Below are 20,272 nucleotides of genomic sequence, written 5' to 3' on the forward strand. Positions count from 1 at the left end.
CTGCCGGTACTGATCAACGACCGACGTTGCCGTCGACGTCAGCGTCCGGGCACCGGGCACGCCCGGCAGCAGGAGATCGGACAGGTTGACCGTGCAGCTCACGGTCACGGTGACCGTCCCCACCTGCCCCACGGGCACATTGAGGCCGCCGGTGTTCACATGGACGCTGACGGACGCGCACGTGATGCCCTGATCGTTCAGGGACTCGAGGGCGGCCGCGTGCGCGGCGGCCTGCGCGGAGGCCACGGTGCGGTGGATGGACGCCTCGCGTGCCGCGTCCTCGGACGCCGCGTCGATTTTCGCGCCGGAGGTGACGAGGCGTCCGCCGGCGATCGCCAGGCACAGGAACATGATCAGAGAGGGGAGGACGATGGCGGCCTCGATCGCGACACTGCCCTCGTCCCCACCCGCCGGCTGCCTCCAACAGGCCCTGATGCGCAACGGATTCACCCCCCGGCTGTCTGAACTGTCGCGAGTTCTCGTAAAGGGCGAGATCCCTGGCAGGCATACGGACCAGGTCGGCACGGTGCGGTCACACTCCTGCGAATTCCGGCCTCGAACGCTTCGGAATTCGTGAACCCACGAGCCTCCGTCGTCCAGCGTTCGACAGGCCCCGACGCCGACTGCGTGATCTTGAGCCCGGACAGGCCCGGGATCATCGACAAGGCCGTACCGGACACCCGTACGCGTACGCGCTGCCCGTCGCTGCTGGCCAAGACGCCGTAGCCGCGCAGGCTGTCCCCCGCACTGCGCGCAAGGACGTCCTGCGCGCGGGCCGTGCCATCGGCGGGAGACGCCTGGTAGGCGCGGGCCGCGGTGAGGCCCTCGCGGGCCGCGGTCAGGGCGATCTCCCGGGCGTAGTACCACATGGAGGCCTGGATGACGGCGATCGTGGTGAGCAGGATGAAAGGGAAGACGATCGCCATCTGGACGGAGGCGTCGCCCCGGTCGTCCCCCCAGCGCCGCCCGTGCCACCAGGCCCGGATACGGGGGCCGCCCGGCATCAGATCCCGCTCAGGCTCAGGTTGTATTTCGCGATCACTACGGCGATCGTGCCGGCGATCGCCAGGGCGCCGCCGACGGCGGCGACCCAGATGATGACGGTGGTGATGCTGATGTCGCCACGGTCCGGCTGACGCGTGGCCTCCTCCATGCGCGTGGCCAGCCGGCGGACGGCGCGGCAGGACCGTAAGACGGTGTACTTCATCGGGCGTGCTCCTCCACCAGATTGAGCGAGTTCGACGGTCGGAAACGGATTCAGACAGTGAGCATGCGGATCACCGCGGGAAACGCCATCAGCAACATGACCAGAACGGCGAGGAGAGCGCCGGGGGCGGTCATTTTCTCGCTGGCCGTGTTGGCCTCGGCGGCCTGGTCGGCGAGCAGTTCGGTGTTCAGTGCGGCGGTGCGGGCCCGCAGGGCCTTGTAGACGGCGGCGCCGTCGGTGGCCGAGCCGCGCATGATGTCGGCGACATCCGTCAGGACAGGCAGGTCGTACTCGTCGGCGAGTTCGGACAGCGCCTGGTACGGCGGGATCTTCTCCAGCCGGGCACGGCGCAGCGCGCCCTGCAGATACAGGAACGGCCACCCCCGCCCGACAGCCGCTGCCTTCTCCAGCGCCTCAGCCGGCCCGGCGTCCGCGGCCCGCTTGAGCGCCACCAGGTCGAGGTAGGCGGACAGAGCGTGCGCGAACTCCTCCCGCGCCCGCTTGGCCTGGTCACGTACGGCGAGATCGGGAGTGATGAACAGCAGGCCGGCGATGGCCAGTCCGGCGGCCGCGGGCACATAGAAGGGCAGGGAGACGCCCGCGATGATCCACGGGACGGACACCAGCACAGGGCAGAGCAGGCCAAGCGCGGCGAGCGCCGTCTTCTTCAGCATGAACTGGCCCGGCCCCTGTCCGAGCAGGGCAAGATTCGTGACGGGGATCCGTACGCCGGGCAGGTGCTCGAGGCGGGCCAGCAGCCACCTGCCCCACCGCTCCTCCCGGTCCAGCTCCGGCTCGGGCATGCTCAGGCGCGCGGGACCGGTGCGCTTGAGTGCCACCGCCAACGCGGGCTGCTGCTGCTGCAGCAATTCACGCACCAGCAGGGCGACACCGCCGCCCACGGTGCCTCCGGCCGCTACGACGGGAAGCAGATTCACGGCGTGACCCCTTCCCGCATGCGCCCCTGGTCCGGTTCTGCAGCGGGTGTGGGCAGGCGGACGGTGCTGCGCGCGTCGGCGATCAGGAACCGGGCGATGCGGCGGAAGGTGCCCAGCGAGCGCATCAGGGCGAGCGTGGCGATAAACCCGGCGGTCAGGAACGCCAACACCAGCTGGCCCAGCAGGGTGTTGTAGGGGCGGGTGAAGGACGGCACGAAGAATCCGCCGCCGACGATCCCCAGCGTGATCAGGGTCATCCACCGCACGGTCGTCCGCGACTTGGCCCGGTCGGCCTCCACCTTCCGCTTGCCGGCCACCTCCTCACGGACGGTCGCGGCCAGGTCCTCCAGCCCCTGCGCGAGGCCCGGGCCGCGGTCGCCCGCCGAGAGGATCAGCGCGGCCGCCACCTTGTCGGCCGTGATGTCGTCGAGCTCGTCGGCGAACGCACGGAGCGCCTCCTCGGGCCGCCATCCCAGGCGCAGCCGGTCGGAGAGATTGACGATCTGCCCGGCCAGCTCCTCCGGGGCACCCCGACGGCTAGTGATCATCGCCTGTTCCAGGCCCATACCCAGCCGCAGCAGTCCGGCCAGATGCTGCGTCCACGCGCTCAGCGCCTCCAGCTGCCCGATGCGCTCCTGCGCGATCTGCGCCGGCGCAATCAGCCACGGCACCCCGACCACAGCCGCGCCCACCATCGCACCGGCCACGAAATTCCCGGAGACCAGCCACACGCCCACGAACACCACCAGCGCCACGGCGGTCAGCGTGCGCCGCCGCAGCCGGACCTCCTCGCCCTGCTCGGTGCCGCCGCGCATCGCCTTCCACCGCTCGCGCAGCCGCGCCCGGCGCGGGGCGGAAGTCCCCACTGCACCGGCGACGGTCCCGATCAGCCCGCCGATGACGGCCATGCCGCTGAGCAGCGCCCACAACAGGATCACCGGCCGGCCCCCACCATCAGCTCCAGCGGCCGCTCCCAGGCCCCGTAGGTCAGTTGGAGCAGGCCGGAGTCGAAGCCCACACGGCGCAGGTCATCCACGCAGCCCGGGTCCATCCGCGGTACCGCACGCAGCTCCCCGAACTCCCTCCTCGGAGCGAAGATCTCGTTGGTGGCCGGGCGTCCGGACTCGCCGATCCCGGTCACCTCCAGGACATGGGAGACATAGCGGTGGCGGTAGCCGCCGATCCGTGTCTCGTCCGTCATGTCCACGTACACGATGAAGTCCAGGCCGTTGGCGGTCTGCCGGTAGGCCAGTTGCTCGGACAGGTTGCCCTGGGCCAGCGCATACAGCTCGGCGATCCGGTCGAAGACGATGTCGGGACGACGCGCGTGGATGGTGCACAGATTTCCGCCCGAGCCGTTCGTCAACGCCTGCATCATGGCGACGACTTCGGGACCGCGGACCTCACCGACCACGATCCGCTCCAGCGACATCCGCAGCGCCGGATGCATCAGGTCCAGCAGCGTGATCTCGCCCGCGCCGCGGCCGGTGACGTCCTTCTCCCCGTTGGACTCCCGCCCCACCAGGTTGACGACCTGGCGGTGGTAGCCGTTGGCGTGGGCGAACAGCTCGTCCTCGGTCTGGATGGTGGCGAAGCGGCAGTCCGGATCGAATTCCTTGAGCATCGCCCGCAGCAGCGTGGTCTTCCCGGCCTTCTGCTTTCCCGCGATCATGACGTTCTTCTCCGCGCGCACGCACGCGCCGAGGAACTCCCGCAGGATCGGGTCGATCGTGCCCAGCCGCACCAGGCCGTCGAGATCGGCGTGGGAGACCCGGTGGCGGCGGATGACCGCATACGTCATCGGGCCGAGCCCGGTGATCGCCTGCAGACGGGAGCCGTCCTGAAGCGACAGGGCGAGGGTGGGGTTCGCGGTGGAGATGGTCCGCTCGCTGTGCCCGGAGTCGCGGGCCAACTCCCGCAATAGTTCGAGGAGTTCCTCCTCCGAGTCCGCGATCGGGCCGACCATCCGGCGTTCGCCGTCGCCGTAGTCCAGCCACACCTCGCCCGGGCCCTGGATGATGATGTCCTCGACCCGCTCGTCGTCCAGATACGGCTGCAACCGCCCGGCCCGGTAGAGCAGGTCGTACACAGCGCGCCGCAGCGCCCCGTCCTCCTGCGGTGTCATCGCGTGCGCGTCCGACCACAACGCGACCGCCTCGTTGATCCAGTCCAGGCAGCGCTGTTCCTCGCTGGCCCGGTCCATGCCCCAGGCGCTCTTGAGTAACTCCTCACGCTGCCGGGCGACTTGGGCCGCGATGCTCCGGGCGGCCTGGTAGTCGACGGTGACCTGCGGTGCCGCGGTGCCGACCGCGTGCGGAGTCGAGGCGGTTCCGGCCGCAGTCCAGTAGGCCCGCTGAGGGCGGCCGGGCGGGTGAGTGACGGACGGATCGGGGTGCAGGGGCTTAGCGTCCACGGTTTGCCTCCCCAGCGGCGAAGGCGCGGCGCTGGCCGAGGCGGGAGCGGCGCACAGCGGCCCGCTGCACCAGCAGGGCACTGCTGGTACGGGCGGCCTTCATCAGCGGCGACCTGGTGAAGCGGCGGGGCTGCTCGGCGCCGTCGGACAGCACCCGGGCGTCACCCGGCGCGTACGGGAGTGTCGCCACGACCGGCACCTGCAGCACGCGCTGGATCTCGCCGGCGGGGTAGGGACCTTCATCGATGACGAGCAGGCCGACGTCCCCGACGCGTTCCTCCAACGCCATCACCCGGGACTGAGCGGCCTGAAGACTACGGAGGGTGTTGCGCACCACCACGACGACGGCATCCGCCTGTTCGGCCAGGACCCCGGAGAGACCGAAGGCGCCGCTGCGGCCGAGGTCGATCAGGACGTCGTGGCCGTGGTCAGTCTCGATGCCCCGGAACACGGACGCCAGGCCCTTCCACACCGAGCCCAGGCTCGCCGCCTGGGCAGGATCGGTGATGCCCGGCAGCAGCAGCCGGTCACGCGGTGACTCCCGCTGTCCGCCCTCGCCGCTCAAATCGATCAACTGGCGCCAGAAGGCGTCGCCGAACCGGCCCGTTCGGGCGGCCACCGAGAGGTTGCGCAGCCCGTACCGTTCGCCGAGCGTGCTCTGCAGCAGTCCGTGCAGCACGGCCCCGCCGTCCGGATCGCACTCGGCCAGGATCATCTTCCGGCCCGGCTCCAGCGGCCACGACAACAGCAGCGCGAGCGCACTGGTCGTCACCCCGGGGGCGCCAGTGCAGCCGGCCAGCGCGATGACAGCCATCAGCTGCCGTCCGGTGCGGTCAGGACTAGGCGCAGTGCGCTCGCCGACACCCACGCGGCGACGGTCGGCCCGTCGGTAGAGGAGGTTGCGACGTCGACGACGACGATTCCGGTGCCGGGGGCGGCTTTGGACGCCTTCACGACGCGCCCGGTGATGGTCTGCGGAGCGGCGGACGTCCTGTCGGTGTCCGTGTCGCCCTGCGCGGGAACGTGAACCAGCTCGACCTTCTGGCCGGGTACCAGGCTGGTGGCGGGAACCTGTTCGGGCTTGAGTCCGATCGGCACCAACTGCTCGCCAGCCTTGACCAGGGAGTCGCTCGTCACCTGTGACGGCGTCAGCAGCGAGCCGGGCTTCAGTTCCACGGCCGCCCGCTTGCCCACCACCGCCTTCACATCGTCCGCGTGGACGGCCTTCACCGCCGGATCCAGGGAGATCGAGGCCTTGCCGAGGTCCTGTTCGGTGAGAACCTGGCCGACCTGGACGTCGCGGACCACGGTGACGACCTGGGTGCGGTGGCCGACCTGCAGCAGCAGGACGGCAACACCCGCTCCACCGGCGGCGATCAGTGCGAGCGACAGGGCGATCACCCCGGGACGGCGCCTGCGGGCCGACACCCGCGGCGGCGCGACCGGCGCGGCCACTTGCCCCTGCTGGGGGACTCCGGCCCCGCTTGCTGTCTCCGCGCGTTCTTGGGTCTTGGTCCTGCTCAACGTTCATCCTTCCGGTGGCGTTATCTGACGACCTGGAGTTCGCCGATCGCCACCTGCATCTGGGACTGACGGGTTTCGGTGAATTGGCCGGTCTCTCCGGCACCTCCGACGACCTGCCAGTTGACCGTCCACGTGGCTGTCGCGGTCAGGGCGTACTTGCCTCCGGCCCGGGAGGCGGACGTCGTGCTGTACGTGTGGCCGCAGGTCGGGGACTCCCGTTTGCCGTACGCGGCCGCGTACTCGGTGCCGGGCCCGTTGCAGATGACCGCGCTTCCATCGCCCAACGACCACTTGATCTTGCTGACCTTCGCTGTTGCGCTGACCGTCACACCGGCCAGTGACGCGGACGCTGCGTTGGGTCCGTACGTGGTGGGGCTTTCGTTGACCCACATCCACATCGGCACGCCGACCACGTACTGTCCGGTGGCGCGCGGGCTGGCGATGCTCGGGCCGGTCAGCAGCATCCGGTCCACGGCCTCGCGCGCCAGTTGCTCGGGGTCGACGTTGACCGCCGGGGCCTGGGCCGCCCAGAACATCTCGGGGGCGATCTGCGCTCCTGCAGCGGCCGCGAGCGCGTCGCTCAGGCAGATGCGCGTGTAGATCGCTCCGTCGCCGGGCTTGTGCCCGTCCCAGACCGGGTCGCTGGCGGGGGGTTGCGGATCGAGGCGCTTCACCGAGCACAGCTGGGGGCTGGTGTCCTTGTCCGAACCCTTGGCGCTCGGATCGCCCGATGGGCTTCGCCTGTTCGAGGTTCCCGGCTGCTGTTCGCAGACCGTGACGTAGGAGCTCGCACCGGGGCAGTCGCCGCCGATCACCGGGTCGTTGCCGGCGCTCGCCGACGTCGCGGGCAGCGTGCAGAGCGCTGCGGTAGCCAGGAACGTGGCCAGCATGGAGCGGTTCAGCATGTGTGCGTTCCGTCTGGCGTGATCTCTGTGATCATCCACTGTTTCCCCCACTTCTCTACCTGAGCTGTCGTCATGTATCGCAAGGGCTGAGTCGACGGGAATGGCCGCACGGCGCCCGTCTTCCTCGTGACGGTCTTCCAGTTCGAGATGTCCAGGCAGTCCTGCACGGTGGCTTTCGGCGTTGAGCCGGTGAGCGTCAGGGACGTGACCTTCGCGTCGTGCGTCGGAGCGCCCGTGGTGGCGGTGCCAGCCTTCTGCATGACCAGCACGTCGCCCATGGCGCGGCCCAGGGCCTTCTTCGTGGCGTACTTCTCCAGGTCCGTGCCCTTGATGCTGGCCTGTGCGTACGCCTTGACCTGGGCGTCCCAGAATCCGTCGTACGCCGTGAGAACGCCGGCCTTGGCCTGAGCCTGCGGGTCGGTACGTGCGGAAGCGGCCGGCGGCGTAGAAGTGCTCCTGGCCGGCGGCGAATTCTTGGCGGACGACCCGGAGTCACCGCCGTCTCCGCAGGCGGTCACGAGCAGCAGACCGCCGGCGATCAGTACAGCGGTTGCGTACTCCCGGATGCGGACAGCGGTGAGCCCTCCCGGGAGTCGTTGTACACGTGTCATGTTGTCTCCCCGTACGACGTGGTGCGGCATGATCACTGGCGGTTGTCGGCATACGGCGCTCTGGATTCGCGGCCAGAGCCGGCTGCGGTGATGCGTCTGCGGAACCGCAAGTTCGCGCATATGCCAGTCAACTTCCCAGCTAGTTCAGTGAGTTCGCTCGCACAACCCGGGATGTATCGGGTCACGTTCAGAACTGGATGTCGGTTCGTCGTGCTGGCTCCTCCTCTCTCCTGCGGCCAACGTCACGACCGCGAGAAGGAGATCTCGACGCGTCGGTTCGCTCTCCGGCCGGCCTCCGTGGTGTTCGACGCGACCGGATCACGTTCGCCGAAACCCCGGGTCTCGAAGGCGATCGTCGGCGGGAGCCGGTGGGCCAGGACCCCTCGCACGGCCTGGGCACGCTGCGCGGACAGCGCGTCGCCGTGGGCCGAGGACCCGAGGTTGTCGGTGAAGCCGAAAATGCGGATCCTTACCGGCTGCTCATGGCTGATCGCGCGGGCGATCGCAGCGATGCGGGACTGCGCCGAACCGCTCAGCAGCGCGCTGTCCTTGGCGAACAGCACCTCGGCCTGGAGCGCGTACGTCACCTCCGTGTTCGTGTCCGTGCGCCGTTCGGAGCCGTCCTGGTCCGCGACCACCCGGCTGACGGCAACAGGGTCCGAGCCGAAATCGAGAATCTTGGGCGGGGCGAGTGCGGCGCCGCCGCGGAGCGCGAGGCCGGTGCCGCTGTGGTTCGGGAAGGCAACGGCCTCCTGGGCACCGCTGGCGGCGGTCGCACTGAGGGCCGCAGCCAGAGTGGTGAGCGCGAAGAGCCCCGCTGCAAGGCGCGACGGTAGTGGCCGCATGGGGTACCTCACCTCACCCGGAGATCTTGATGGTCGCGGTGTCGAACAGAGGGAGCTGGAAGCCGACCGAGGTCGTACTCGCCGGCGGTGCGGGGAACTGCATGAAGACGTGGACGCTCTCCCCGGCGTTCAGCGTGGTGAGGCCTGTCGTGGTGAGGGGATGGCCGCTCGTGTCGCGCAGCACGTAGTAGCGCTTGCGCTGCACGAAGTCGGTGACCGTGGCTCCGGCCAGCGACGGTCCGGTCCTGAGAACGGCGAGCTCGTCGCCGCGCAACTCGGCGGGTACGACGGCCTTTTGGGTCCCGTCGTTTTTGAGGTCGCCGCGGACGGTGAGGTACCCGGCCGGATCCCGGTCGGCGGATGTGATCGTCAGCGCCAGGCCGTTCTGTCCCTGGAGCTCGGCCAGCCCCGTGCCGCCCAGGCCCTGCTTCGCGCGCGGGGCGGAGCCGCTCGTTGCCGAAGCCGCGGCCAGTTCGCCGCCGCCTGCGCAGCCTGCGGCTCCCAGGACCAGGCCCGCTGCAAGGACCGGTATGAGCAGTCGTCTGCGCAGCGGGATGGTGAAGCACGTTCTCATGGCGCTATGTCCGTCCTTTCTGGCAGATGGTCCTGGTCGGAGTCGTTCTTGCCTCTTCTCCTCGCGCACGATGTGTTGCTCCACCGGATCAACTGCTCGCCTGGGGGCGGCCCCTACGGCGCGACCCGGTGTCATGAGATCTGTCCGCCGGGCCAGAGGACGAGAACGTTGTCGTCGAGCGTGACGTAGCGTCCGGGATGGCTCGTGCGGACATCGTGGAGTTCCTTCTCGGAGAACGTTCCGTGCACCACGACCGCCGTCTCCAGGGCCTCGGCACTGTTGGTGGTGGACTGGGCGGCGACGATCTCCAGCACACACAGCCCGTGGTGTGTGGGTGCGGGACAGGTGAAGCCGGCCCTTGCTTGTGGCCGACGGGAGCGGCGCATGAATCCTCCTCAGCCCGGAGTGCACCGGTCGAGCGGTATGGGACGGGATGTCCGCAGGAAGAAGACCGCCGGGCAGAGGCTGGGCCGGTCGGACGCCGGGGGCGTCTTGCCGGATCTCGCCCACTGGGCTCGGCGCTCGCTGCGGGCACGTGACGGGGGCCTGATGTGACTGCCTGGCCAGCCGGTCAGGCCCCCGTCCGCAGCTCTCGGCGCGGACCGGTACGGGGAGCCGGTACGAGCCGGGAGCGGTCAAGGCGGCCACTCAGGCCTGTGCCGTGCAGGCGACGGCGCCGACAGGCTGTATGCCCGCGGGACCTCCGAGCGCGCTGGCGACGGCTGCGGACGAGACGGCCTGGGCGACCGGCTGAGCTCGTGCGCCGTCCCGGAGCACCTGGCCGGGCGGCATGCGTCCCGCGGGGACTGAGCTGTTCACCGGCGGCGGATGCTGTGGAGGAGGGCTGTCGTACCCGCTCAGGACGATCGTCCGGAGACGGCGGTCGAGGTGGTGCACCTCGCGACGTGCCCAACCGGCGCCGATGTCGCGGAGATGCGCCTCGGTGAGCCCTAGGTCGAACGGGGTCCGGTCCGCGGGACTGCTGGCGTGAGCCCTCCATTCGGAGGCGTCGGCGCGGTCAGCGTCTGCGGTGACGTGCACGAGTGCGTAGAACATGCCGCCCGGCTTCAGCCAGCGGCCCACGTCCGTGAGGAGCCGACCCGGTTCCAGATACGGCAGGCCGTAGCGGCAGGTGACGATGTCGACGCTGCCGGGTGCCAGATGGCCGGGTATCGGATCCGCGACGATGTCCCAGAGCGCGTACGACAGGCCTTTGAGAGGCGCTGCCCTTTCGGCCCGCCGAAGGGCCTCGTCGGAGAAGTCGTACCCGGTTACCGCGAGGCCCCAGGAGGCAAGTTGGCGTGTCCACTGGCCCGTGCCGCACGCGAGGTCGATGGCGGTCATACCGGGGTGCGGGGCGGTGGCCTGCTCGAAGAGTGCGCTCTCGGCCGGACTGACGGCGACCGGCGGGAAAGACGCGGCCCACTCATTCCAGTCTGCTGCCGAGAGCCGGTGGGTTCTTAAGGCGGTGGGGGTCATGGCGTGTTCTTCGGCGGCGCGTCGGTGCAACGGATCTGGCGCAGCCGACTCAGGTCGAAGCCGGGAGTGGTCACCTCACCCGCGGGCACTCCGAACAGGTTCACTGGTGAGGGCTCGTCAGGGAGGTGCGGCAGGGCGGACAGGGCGGCCTGTGGCTCTCGGACCTGGAGGCGTTCTTCGGCCGGCGGCGCTGTCCAGGGCATAGCCGCATCCGCTGCCGGGGCGGCACGCCAACGGCTGCGGCGGCCCGGCCTGCCGCGGTGTGTCAGCGGTGACTTGCTCATGAGCGCGTCCTTCCTGGGAGGTTGGTGCGGCGAGAGCGGGGACCGAGGAGGTCCAGCACCTGGCCCGCGGCGTCGGACGGCGCTGCACGCGCTGTCTTCCGTGCGGAGTGGCTGCTCGGTGACGCTGGCGCCTGCGTGCGGGTGCGGTCCGACGCGGCAGCACGGCCGGCGGGCGGCGGTTGCTGGACCGTGGGCAGGGGCCGGTCCTGCGACGGTGGGATGGACAGGCCCCTGCCCGGTACTTCCGGCAGCCCCCGTTTAGGGGGTTCGGAGGGCGACCGGAAGCAGTGGGAGGAACTGCCCGACACCGCTGGGGCGGGAACCAAACCGCGCGCGGCGGGTGTCAGGTGGTGTGCGTGGCGCGTGCAAGGGGGTCTCCTGGTGGTTGGGTGCGGTTCAAGACAGCGCCAACGACGGTGATCCCGCCCGGCAGCCGGACGATTCACCTCCGCTGCCGGGTGATAGTGCTACGTGCGCACACCATGTGTCAACGATAGTTCTGAAATCCAGAACGATCGTTTCATCTCGGTAGATGGCCGGTGGTGCGGTCTTGTGGCCTCCGGGGCGGTCTGGCCCCATCCGGGAAGAACGCCGGGAATTTAACGATCGAATATGGCCAATAAACGATCGTTGAGAACTGTGGGTGTTGCGCGTACTCTGCCATGCACATGTACGGGAGCCGCTGCCCCCATGGGCCCGTAGGGAGAACCTCGTTGGAGCCTTCGACGTCACTGCCCGAGACGCTTCAGCGTCTGGAAGAGCTGATCCACGAACGAGGCCTGAAGCGCGCGGACATCTTCGACCCGCAGGCGCTGGCCGCGAAGACGGCCCTGCCGGACGCGGTCATCAGCCGCCTGCTCAAGGGCCGCAAGCCCGCAGCCGATACGGTCAATGAGCGCGTCTGCGCACGCATGAAGGTCGTCAGCACCGCTTACCTGGCCCGCACCGGCAAACGCATGTCGGAGCTGGCCGCCGACCTCCATGCACGACTGGGCATCTCCGACGTGTGGGCACGCAACGTTTGCGAAGGCCGGAAAACACCCAACATTGATCTCCTGCACCACTTGGCCGCGTACTTCGGCGTCGAGGACGACGAACGCTTCTTCACGGCGCCACCCGAGGAAGCCCTCAACCGCGTACTGCTGCCCACCCTGCGAGAACTCGATAGCCCCGAAGAAGATCCTGTCGAAGTGCTCATGCGCCGCTACGGCGTGAAAAACGCGCACATGCGGCAGGACGGCTCCATGACACGAGCCCAAATCGAACGCATTTTTGAGGGAGTGCTGCGATCGGTGCTGCCGCAAGAGGGAGAGTCCGGCAAATGAGCACCAAGGAGATGAAGTTACTGATCAGTGCCCTGGGGGAGGAAGCAGCGAAGGAACTTCAGCGCCCGGCGGAACCCCGGGATGTGATGCGCCAGTTCTGCCGGGCCATGAGCGTCCGCAAGGGCCGGCTCATAGAACTCAAGTTCTACTCCTTCCCGCCGGATGCGGGAGTTTCGGGCTTGTGCCTGGACCTCGGCGACCGTTCGATCATCGTCGTTGAGGAAGCCACCGCCTCCGAGGCCCAACTCGTCATTGTGGGCCATGAGCTCAAGCACGCGGACATGGGCACCGGCCATCACGCGGCCGGAATGCCGGCAGCGGCCCGCACTCACGGCACTCTTCAACAGCCCGAAGCCGTCCGCCGCGCGCTCCAGCAAATCCTTGACGAATACGATTTGACGAGTGAGGCCGTCCTGACTGTGTCGGCCCGCGATCATTGCGCCGACGAGCACGAGATAGACGCGGAGACCTTCGGCCTTCTGTTCGCCGCCGCCGTGAGGCCCTGGATAAGGGGGCGGTACGCGCAGGGACCCGTCAGCGACGCGACCGTCGAGGGACGCATCAACCTCTCCCTCCTCAGCCGCGGCGGCACCCTCTTATGAGTGCACACTTCCACATCCCCTACGCCATCCCCACCGCGCTCCTGGCGATCGCCCTTCTCCTCAAATTACCTACCCTCGTGCGGGCCTGGCGTGATCCCAACGTCAAGGCCACCACGCTCCTGCTGGCCTTCGCGACGGCCGTACTCGTCGTCATCACGCCCGTCAACATCGAACGACTCAACCAGCTGACCGGCGTCCCCAACATCGCATCACCCTGGGCCTATTCGTTCCTGACTGCGTTCTGCGCCACCGCCCTCACCATGATCATGCGCTGGCGGGAGGAACCGTCGGCCCAGCGTCAGCGGCGGATGCGCCGCATCTACTGGATCTACGCCGGTATCGTCGTCCTGCTGTGGGTGACGTTTCTGCTGGCCCATGTGCCCGAGCCGAGGATCTACGACCTCGACACCTACTACGCCAGCACCCCCTGGATGAGCGAGCACATCCTCCTGTACCTGGGCGCCCACATGGTGACGTCCGTGGTCGCCACGTCCATGCTGGTCAAGTGGTTCCCCAAGGTTGAAAACCGCTGGCTGAAATCGGGCGTCGTCTTCCTGCAGCTCGGCTTCACCTCCGGGCTCCTCTACGACACGACGAAGCTGATCGCGATCGGCGCCCGCTGGTCCGGCCACAACTGGGACAGCCTCAGCACCAACGTCGCGCCGCCCTTCGCCCTCCTGTCAGGCATCCTCGTCGCCATGGGGTTCATCGTCCCCCAGGCCGGGCCCCTCCAGCAGAGGTGGTTCCGCGACCGGCGTGAGTACCGGCACTTGCGCGCACTGTGGCGGGCCCTGTACGACGTCACCCCCTCGAGCGCCCCGGCCCGGTTCGGCCTCTGGGTGCCCCTCGACCTCCGCCTGGTCCAACGCCAACAGCGCATTCACGACGCCCTGCGCGTCCTGGCCCCCTATTTCGACCAGGACCTCTACCAGAAGGCACACCAAACGGCACTGGCCGACAACACCGAGGAGAAGGCCTGCGCCCTGGCCCGCGCAGTCACCGTCCGCGCAGCCATCGACGCCCACCGCACCGAATGGCCCAGCTCGGAGAGCCTCACCGCACGGCAGCTCGAATTCGGCACCGATATGCACGAGCACATCGACACGATCGCGCAGGCCCTGCATCGCCCTCGCCTCGTCGACAGCATCCGCCAGCGGGTGACCAGCACAGAAAGCGCCGATACCTATGCCCCCTAGTGCTACGAACCGCCGACCCACCTCCGTCGTCATCGGGGCAAGCGCAGCCGGGCTCTTCGCAGCGGCCGCCCTGAGCGAGATCGCCGACGTCACCATCGTCGAGCGCGACCTGCTGCCCCACGGGGCCGAGCCGCGCCGCGGAGTCCCGCAAGCGCGCCACGCTCACTTGGTGTGGAGCGGCGGGGTGAAGGCCTTCAACGACCTGCTGCCAGGCGTCACCGACGACGTCCTCGCCAAGGGCGGCCGCCTGGTCCACATCATGGGCGACATGGTCTCCCGTGCGCCCAACGAAGTGTGGTTCCGCCGCTTCACAGCGACCCATCACCGCAATCTCGTCTGCTCCCGCGACCTCCTCGACTCCGTGCTCCGCGACCGCGTCCGAGCTCTGGAGAACGTCACGATCCGCGAGAACACCACCGCGCTCGGACTCGTCGGAGACGCCGCCCGTGTCACCGGCCTGCACGTCAGCACCGACGGCGACGAAGCCACCCTGGCCGCCGACCTTGTCATCGATGCGTCCGGCCGGGGCTCCCGCAGTCCCGCGTGGCTCGAAGGCCTGGGCCTGCCCAAGACTCCCGAACGGGAAGTCAACGCCGGCGTCGCCTACGCCACCCGCCTCTACCGGGCTCCGGGCCGCACCGCCGACATCACCTTCCCGCTCGTCAACGTCCAGGCCAACCCCGCCAAGGCGCCAGGCCAGGGCGGCATCATCCTGCCCATCGAAGACAACCAGTGGATCGTCACCCTCGCCGGAACCCGCGGGGGAGAGCCGACCGACGACCCGAACGCCTTCGAAGACTTCGCCCTCAGCCTCGGCCACCCCGTCATCGGCCAACTCATCAAGGACGCCGAACCGCTCGGAGAGATCGCCACCACGCGAAGCACGGGCAACAACCGCCGCTACTACGAGAAGGAGGACCGCTGGCCCGACGGCTACGCGGTCCTCGGTGACGCCATCGCCGCGTACAACCCCGTCTACGGGCACGGCCTGACCGTCGCCGCCCAGTGCGCGATAGCCGTCCGGGACATCCTGCAGTCCACCAGCATCACCGCACCCGGCACGGCCAAGCGTCTCCAGCGTGCCGCCGCCCGCCCGGTCGCCGCCGCCTGGGACCTCGCCGTCGGACAGGACGCCTTCTACCCCGGGGCCGCAGACACACCACCCACCGCCGTGGAGAAGCTCCTCGCCCGATTCGTCGACCAGGCAGTCGCCACCGGAGCCCGCAACCCCCGGGCCCTTGGCGCGCTGCTGGACGTGATGAGCCTGGAGAAACCCGCCACCCGCCTCTTCTCGCCCGACATGCTCATCCCCATGCTCCTCGGCCCGAAGAAACCACACCTGCCCCAGGCCCCTCTGAGTGAGCAGGAATGGAAGAGCGTTTCCTAACCGTCCGAGTCAGGGCGCCGAGCCGCCGAGTCCATGGGGAGATTGAACGTGGAGCACGCCAGCGAACCGCACACCGACGATGCCGTCCACGTCACGGTCCTGGCCTTCGAACCCGGTGCAACATACGACTCCCGGGGCCATCCGTGCGCCCAGTGCCTGTGGCGTACGGACAGCGATCTGACTGCCACATCGGATCATGACATGGCGATGCTGGCCCGAGCCGACGGCAGACCCCGCGAACTGGCTTCCTTCGAGGCCCCCGTCGTGGACTGCCCGTTCGGTGAGTTGGACGCCGCCCAGCCGCTGCCCTGGTGCGCTGGGTGGCTCGCCGTGATCGGACAACACCATCTCGCGGTTCAACTCGTGATTGCGATGAACTCGCTGCCCCGCAACATCCTGAAACCGCAGGCCACTTGGCCGCCCCTGCACTCCAGCTTGGCGGCGCTCCTCGAAGCTCGCGAGGAGCAGCTGCAGCGCAGGCGAGTAGGTCGCGAAGGGCACGGATGACGGGACGGTGGCGCGCGGGATGGGGAGGCGCATGGTCGTCCACGACCTCAACCAGCCCGCGAGAAGGGGGAGCCTCTCGGACAAGATCAGTTCCAGCCGTTGTCCTTCGACAGGCGGACAGAGGTGCCGGCCGGAGTGTGCGCGGCGAGGAAGGCGGTGACGCGGCCGAGCTGCCCGGCCGCGCGAGCGGTGAGCTGGTCCAGCGGGAGCGCCCCGGCGTTGGCCTGGGCGGCCCGCTCCAGCGCGGGGACGTTCTTCGGGCGGGCCTGGGCGGCGAAGACGTCGTCGAGGTGAGGCCCGCGCAACTGGATGGGCCCGACACGATGGCCGCGGACGTTCAGCGAGACGAAGTGCTCGAAACGTTCCATGGTGGCGACCCGGTGCGGGCTCGGGTTGTCGCCCCACTCCGCGGTGATCGGCGCGATTGCCGATGTCGACCCGGCGGTGGTGGCCAGCGTGGACGCGTTCTGCACCAGGGACAGCCGGACCGAGGTGGGCAGCCGGGACAGCAGCTGGGTCATGCCGTGGACGTGGCACCGGTACTTGCGCAGGTCCTCGAACATGGCGGCGATGGTTTCCGGGGCCGCGCCGGTCAGGGTGATCAGTTCGTCGAAGTACGGGCGGAACGGCACCCGCTGGTGTTCGGGGGTGTCGCGCCGGGAGCGCGCCGCGCGCAGCAGATCGCGGGCGAGCAGCGCGGTCAGGAGCCGGTCGGTGGGCCCGTTGCCGCCCGGGCACACCCACACGATCATCTGGGAGTCCATCGCCGCGCGGATGTTGTAGACGCCGACCGGCTGGCCGAGGAACGCCCGGGTGACAGGGTTGGCGGCGAGGCGGGCGATCGGGTTGAGGACCACGGCGAACGCGTCCGGCGACAGCGTCGGGAAGACCACCTTCCACCACGAGCGGGTCTCCTCGTTCAGGCGGTCCGCCACTGAGGCGAGCGCCGCCGTGCGGAACGCCGCGTCGCTGAGCAGGGCCCGCACGTGGAAGATCGTGGCCTGGTCCTCGGGCCGGCCGGCCTGGCAGGCGGCCTCGTTGACCGCGACCAGGACGGCGAGCGCGGAGGTGAGGATGGTGAGCGCGCGCGGAGCGGTCGCGTCGTCCCAGGCCAGCACGGAGGCGTAGGCGTCGGCGATCGCCTCGACGACCTCGTGTACCGCCTGCCCATGGTGCATGCCAAGCGGATTCCACGAGCTGACCATGGGGTTGGGGCCGAGAGCGTTGAGGTCAACCAGAGCGATGCGTGGCGCCAGGTGCGCGTGGGCCAGGAACGTCGTGGCCCGCGGCCACGAGTCGCGGTGCGGGTCGACGAAGACCAGCCCTCCGCCCGCGTGCGCCCAGCCGATCGCCTGCGCCAGGGCCCGCTCGGTCTTGCCGCCGCCCGCCTTGCCGACGCCGACCTCGAACAGGGTCTCCTCGGCGTAGGTGGCGACCAGCCGCTGCCGGCCGTCCGGACCTCGGTAGATGCCCTGGAGCAGGAATTCGGGGTCGCCGAAGGCGAAGGTGGGCAGGTCACCGGCGAGGACCGGCTGGCGGCAGTTGACGGTCGGGGGCTTGAGCAGGCCGGTCAGTTCCTCCAGCCTCACCCAGTTCGCGCGTGGGGGCTGGCAGTGCCCCAGGTTCCAGCGCCGCTCGAACCCACGGCGGGTGGGCCAGTGGTCGGCGCCGATCCGCCACGGTCCCAGCCTCCAGCCGCGCATCGCCCATCGTGAGCGGCTGCCGAACACGTCGAGGGCGGCCTGGAGTTGGGCGAGGCGGGCCTGTGCGCGGCCTTCAATGTTGGAGGCGCACATCACGAGGAGCTGGATCCGGACCAGGTGGTCGTCCTCGGCGAGCTTGCCTAGCGCCTCCGTTGGCTCCACCCGGCGAGGCACTGGCGGCATCACCAGCCGCCGTCCCGCACCTGATCCGGACTTGTCGCTGAGGAGTTGCTGCAGCTGCCCGCCCCAGGAGTCCTCGATGCCGCTGGCGTCCTGCCGAAGCCAGCGTGCGGCCCGCTGGGCCTCCCGGCGCTCCGAGCGGCGAGCTGCGCTCATCAGCTGCAGGCGGCGGGCCCGCAGGGTCCACTTCGGGGCGCGCTGGACGTCGAGGCGGATCTCGGCGAGGTCGCCGAGCTCGGCCCGAAGGTCGGACACGGCGTCGACGAGCGGCTGGAGCGGGTCGGGGGCGAGCGGTACCTCGCGCAGCGGTGAGGTGACCTTGCCGCGCAGGATGAACTCGGCTCGCACGGTGTGCGTCCGGGGCTCGTCGACGATCGGCCTCGCCCGGTTGACGGTGATGTCCGGCCCGAACGGTGTGATGGACAGCAACCGTTCACCGCCGACCGGGCCTTCGATGCGGTAGCGCAGCGGAGTGCTGCCGTCCGCGCGCAGCCGGATCTGTACGGTCTTCGCCCGTCGCGGCGCCCACCACGGCATCGCCGTGGACGCGCGGGCGAGCTGGACACCGCGCCGGAAAATCTCCTCCAGACCCGGGTCGAAGTGCCGGTTGGAGACAAGCTCCAAGGCCATTCGCTCGGCCGAGGCCCGCTCCGCGAGCCGGCGGACCAGCCACTCGCCCACGCCCCAGCAGGCGGCGATGACCAGGGCGAGCAGATACCAGTGGTCGTAGAGCCAGTCGACGGCGTCGATGAGACCGGTGAGAAGGTCGATCACCTGACCGGCAGCTGTCTCGTCGGCCCGGCTGGTGAGGTGCGGGGCTGCGGAGTCCACGTCGCGGTTCCCTTCTTGATCGTGCGGGTGAAGTGACGGTCGGTGATGCGGAGGTCGGTGAAGGTGCCGCCGCGGTCCGACCCCGCCCACACCAGATGGACCACCGCCTTGTCGGGACTGCCGTCGCGGCGGGCGATCGCGGCCTGGATGCGGAAACGGGCGGTGGCGAACGCCGGGGCCACCGCCCGGCTCGACTCAGGGAAGACGTCCGGCCACGTGGCGCGGTCGATGCCGGTGGCGTCCGCGCGCAGCAGCGCGCGGCCGGTGGTGAGCAACTCCCGCTCGTCGGAGGCCGGAAGATCGGCGGGCCAGGCTGCGACCAGGTTCCGCTGGACAGCAGCGTCGCCGTCCACGCCCTCGCCGTGCGGCGGCAGCACGGACGACTCGACGGCCGACGATGTCTCTGCCGAGGGAGCCACACTGGCAACCGCACCAGCGGCCGGCTCGCCCATCGGGGGCGCAGCGGCTGCCGAGGACGGAATCGTGGCCGCGTGCACGGTTGGCGCCACCGCCGGCGCCGACGGTTCCTGACCATGCGGCACGCCCAGCAGGGCGACGCCGGCGACGGCGAGGATGACCGTGCTCAGCAGCAGACGCGGGGTGCGCGGGGTGGTGGTCACAGCAGCCGTGCTCCCCCCGCGTAGCCGGGCATCGTGTCGACGGCGTCCAGGCGCACGACGGTGCCCGGGCGGGGGGCGTTGACCATCTGTCCGCTGCCCAGGTAGATCCCGACGTGGTAGATCGTGGCATCGTGGCCGGGTGCGGTGGCGAAGAAGACGAGGTCACCGGGCTTGAGTACGAGCGGCCCGAGACCGGCGGGGATCCGCTGGCCCACGCCGGCCTGGGCGGCCGCGACGCGCGGCAGGGTGATACCGGCTCTCGCGTAGGCGTACTGGGTCAGCCCCGAGCAGTCGAAGCCCTTGATGTCCGTGCCGCTCTTGCCGCCCGGCGAGCAGCAGGCGCCGTAGGACGTGCCGTGCGCGTTGCCGCCGCCCCAGGAGTATGGGACACCCCGTTGGGAGAGCGCGGCCTCGATGACGGTGCGGACCTTGCCCGTGACGTTCTTCAGGTCCGGGTCCTTGGCGGCTGCCGTGTACTGGTTGATCCATCCGAGCACGTCGGTGACGTAGGCGTCGGAGTGGTTGTACTGCAGGATCGCCGCCCTGAGCTGCGAACGCTGGGCGAGATCACGGCCTCCTGCGCACAGGTAGACGGCGGCGCCGAGGGCTGCGTCGTCGGCGTTGTGCGGGTCGGCGACCTTGTCTCCGTTGCCGTCCTCGCCGACGCTTTCCCAGGTGGAGGGCAGGAACTGGAACGGGCCGACGGCGCGCTCCCCGTTCGCGGTGCCGTCCCATGTGCCGCCGTCGGTGTCCGCGACGGCGGTGGTGTTGCCGCCGGCACCGGAGCCGTTGAGGAGGACCCCGTAGATCTTGGGGGTAATGTCGCCGTTGGCAGCGATGTTGTGGTCGATGGCGTGGTTGGACTCGACCTTGGCGATCCCGGCCAGGATCGGCCAGCGCATGCCCCGGCACGTGGGCACGTACGTGCCGACCTGCTGGACGGCCTTCTTGTAGGCGGCGAGCATGCGCGCCGGGATGTCGGCTGTACTGCCGCCCTCGGCGATCCCGCCGTCGTCGATTACCCCCGTCTTCAGCGCCGTGTAGGCGCCGATCGTGCCTGAGACCGGTGCGGCGCAGCACACGGCGGCGAACATCAACACGGCGATCACGCAGGCCCACCGCCTGATCCGTTTCGTACGGC

At 69.6% G+C, this 20,272-nt stretch carries 21 protein-coding genes and 1 pseudogene; 5 read left to right on the forward strand and 17 right to left on the reverse strand.

Going from position 1 to position 20,272, the window contains the following annotated elements:
- The 14 genes and pseudogenes from SSP08S_RS46960 to SSP08S_RS58555 form a co-directional block, all read right to left on the reverse strand.
- Nucleotides 1-441: TadE/TadG family type IV pilus assembly protein (locus tag SSP08S_RS46960; RefSeq protein WP_245608100.1), on the reverse strand; the 441-nt coding region annotated here is incomplete at its 3' end.
- Nucleotides 442-593: 152 nt separating this feature from the next.
- Nucleotides 594-1,004, reverse strand: a pseudogene (locus SSP08S_RS63940) (TadE family protein); the annotation flags it as partial.
- Nucleotides 1,004-1,207, reverse strand: a complete 204-nt coding sequence (locus tag SSP08S_RS46970) for a hypothetical protein (RefSeq protein WP_019074610.1) — start codon at nt 1,205-1,207, stop codon at nt 1,004-1,006. The gene SSP08S_RS46970 and the pseudogene SSP08S_RS63940, both read right to left, overlap by 1 nt.
- Nucleotides 1,208-1,257: 50 nt before the next feature.
- The gene (locus SSP08S_RS46975) at nt 1,258-2,145 is read right to left on the reverse strand and encodes a type II secretion system F family protein (protein ID WP_019074611.1); all 888 of its coding nucleotides are present in this window, start codon (nt 2,143-2,145) and stop codon (nt 1,258-1,260) included.
- Complete coding sequence (locus SSP08S_RS46980) at nt 2,142-3,083, reverse strand: type II secretion system F family protein (RefSeq protein ID WP_019074612.1); 942 nt, start codon at nt 3,081-3,083, stop codon at nt 2,142-2,144. Before SSP08S_RS46980 ends, SSP08S_RS46975 begins: the two co-directional genes overlap by 4 nt.
- Entirely contained in the window at nt 3,080-4,558 is a 1,479-nt protein-coding gene (locus SSP08S_RS46985; protein WP_019074613.1) for a TadA family conjugal transfer-associated ATPase, read from the reverse strand. Before SSP08S_RS46985 ends, SSP08S_RS46980 begins: the two co-directional genes overlap by 4 nt.
- The gene (locus SSP08S_RS46990) at nt 4,548-5,372 is read right to left on the reverse strand and encodes a CpaE/TadZ family protein (RefSeq protein WP_019074614.1); all 825 of its coding nucleotides are present in this window, start codon (nt 5,370-5,372) and stop codon (nt 4,548-4,550) included. The genes SSP08S_RS46985 and SSP08S_RS46990 overlap by 11 nt, the downstream gene beginning before the upstream one ends.
- Nucleotides 5,372-6,013, reverse strand: coding sequence for an SAF domain-containing protein (locus SSP08S_RS46995; RefSeq protein ID WP_019074615.1), 642 nt, complete (start codon nt 6,011-6,013; stop codon nt 5,372-5,374). Before SSP08S_RS46995 ends, SSP08S_RS46990 begins: the two co-directional genes overlap by 1 nt.
- Before the next feature lie 89 nt (nt 6,014-6,102).
- The gene (locus SSP08S_RS57395; protein ID WP_019074616.1) at nt 6,103-6,987 is read right to left on the reverse strand and encodes a hypothetical protein; all 885 of its coding nucleotides are present in this window, start codon (nt 6,985-6,987) and stop codon (nt 6,103-6,105) included.
- Nucleotides 6,981-7,598, reverse strand: a complete 618-nt coding sequence (locus SSP08S_RS47005; protein ID WP_019074617.1) for a hypothetical protein — start codon at nt 7,596-7,598, stop codon at nt 6,981-6,983. Before SSP08S_RS47005 ends, SSP08S_RS57395 begins: the two co-directional genes overlap by 7 nt.
- A gap of 242 nt (nt 7,599-7,840) precedes the next feature.
- Nucleotides 7,841-8,443 carry an OmpA family protein gene (locus SSP08S_RS47010; protein ID WP_019074618.1) on the reverse strand — a complete coding sequence of 201 codons (603 nt, stop codon included), beginning with the start codon at nt 8,441-8,443 and terminating at the stop codon, nt 7,841-7,843.
- A 13-nt stretch (nt 8,444-8,456) separates the two neighbouring features.
- Nucleotides 8,457-9,017 (reverse strand): hypothetical protein, encoded by a 561-nt coding sequence (locus tag SSP08S_RS47015; RefSeq protein ID WP_019074619.1) that lies wholly within the window; start codon nt 9,015-9,017, stop codon nt 8,457-8,459.
- A gap of 131 nt (nt 9,018-9,148) precedes the next feature.
- Nucleotides 9,149-9,403, reverse strand: coding sequence for a hypothetical protein (locus SSP08S_RS47020; protein WP_158697313.1), 255 nt, complete (start codon nt 9,401-9,403; stop codon nt 9,149-9,151).
- A 262-nt stretch (nt 9,404-9,665) separates the two neighbouring features.
- Nucleotides 9,666-10,496, reverse strand: a complete 831-nt coding sequence (locus tag SSP08S_RS58555; protein WP_078532783.1) for a class I SAM-dependent methyltransferase — start codon at nt 10,494-10,496, stop codon at nt 9,666-9,668.
- Nucleotides 10,497-11,493: 997 nt separating this feature from the next.
- On the opposite strand from SSP08S_RS58555, the gene SSP08S_RS47035 reads away from it, so the two are divergent.
- The 5 genes from SSP08S_RS47035 to SSP08S_RS57405 are packed head-to-tail and all read left to right on the forward strand — an operon-like array spanning nt 11,494 to nt 15,797.
- Complete coding sequence (locus SSP08S_RS47035) at nt 11,494-12,105, forward strand: hypothetical protein (protein WP_019074623.1); 612 nt, start codon at nt 11,494-11,496, stop codon at nt 12,103-12,105.
- Entirely contained in the window at nt 12,102-12,707 is a 606-nt protein-coding gene (locus SSP08S_RS47040) for a hypothetical protein (RefSeq protein WP_019074624.1), read from the forward strand. Before SSP08S_RS47035 ends, SSP08S_RS47040 begins: the two co-directional genes overlap by 4 nt.
- On the forward strand, nt 12,704-13,903 hold the full coding sequence (locus SSP08S_RS47045; protein ID WP_019074625.1) for an MAB_1171c family putative transporter: 1,200 nt from the start codon (nt 12,704-12,706) through the stop codon (nt 13,901-13,903). Before SSP08S_RS47040 ends, SSP08S_RS47045 begins: the two co-directional genes overlap by 4 nt.
- Nucleotides 13,893-15,290: an NAD(P)/FAD-dependent oxidoreductase gene (locus SSP08S_RS47050; protein ID WP_026179431.1), complete on the forward strand. Its 1,398-nt coding sequence runs from the start codon at nt 13,893-13,895 to the stop codon at nt 15,288-15,290. Before SSP08S_RS47045 ends, SSP08S_RS47050 begins: the two co-directional genes overlap by 11 nt.
- Before the next feature lie 48 nt (nt 15,291-15,338).
- Entirely contained in the window at nt 15,339-15,797 is a 459-nt protein-coding gene (locus SSP08S_RS57405; RefSeq protein WP_019074627.1) for a DUF6283 family protein, read from the forward strand.
- Nucleotides 15,798-15,883: 86 nt separating this feature from the next.
- On the opposite strand, the gene SSP08S_RS47060 is transcribed toward SSP08S_RS57405, so the two are convergent.
- From SSP08S_RS47060 to SSP08S_RS47070, 3 genes are read right to left on the reverse strand one after another with little or no spacing between them, the layout of a single operon-like run.
- Complete coding sequence (locus SSP08S_RS47060; RefSeq protein ID WP_019074628.1) at nt 15,884-18,511, reverse strand: hypothetical protein; 2,628 nt, start codon at nt 18,509-18,511, stop codon at nt 15,884-15,886.
- The gene (locus SSP08S_RS62740; RefSeq protein ID WP_019074629.1) at nt 18,451-19,131 is read right to left on the reverse strand and encodes a hypothetical protein; all 681 of its coding nucleotides are present in this window, start codon (nt 19,129-19,131) and stop codon (nt 18,451-18,453) included. The genes SSP08S_RS47060 and SSP08S_RS62740 overlap by 61 nt, the downstream gene beginning before the upstream one ends.
- Nucleotides 19,128-20,240, reverse strand: a complete 1,113-nt coding sequence (locus SSP08S_RS47070) for a C40 family peptidase (RefSeq protein ID WP_245608101.1) — start codon at nt 20,238-20,240, stop codon at nt 19,128-19,130. The genes SSP08S_RS62740 and SSP08S_RS47070 overlap by 4 nt, the downstream gene beginning before the upstream one ends.
- Between the last annotated feature and the right edge of the window lie 32 nt (nt 20,241-20,272).

The organism is Streptomyces hokutonensis, assembly GCF_000376565.1.
Lineage (GTDB): Bacteria > Actinomycetota > Actinomycetes > Streptomycetales > Streptomycetaceae > Streptomyces > Streptomyces hokutonensis.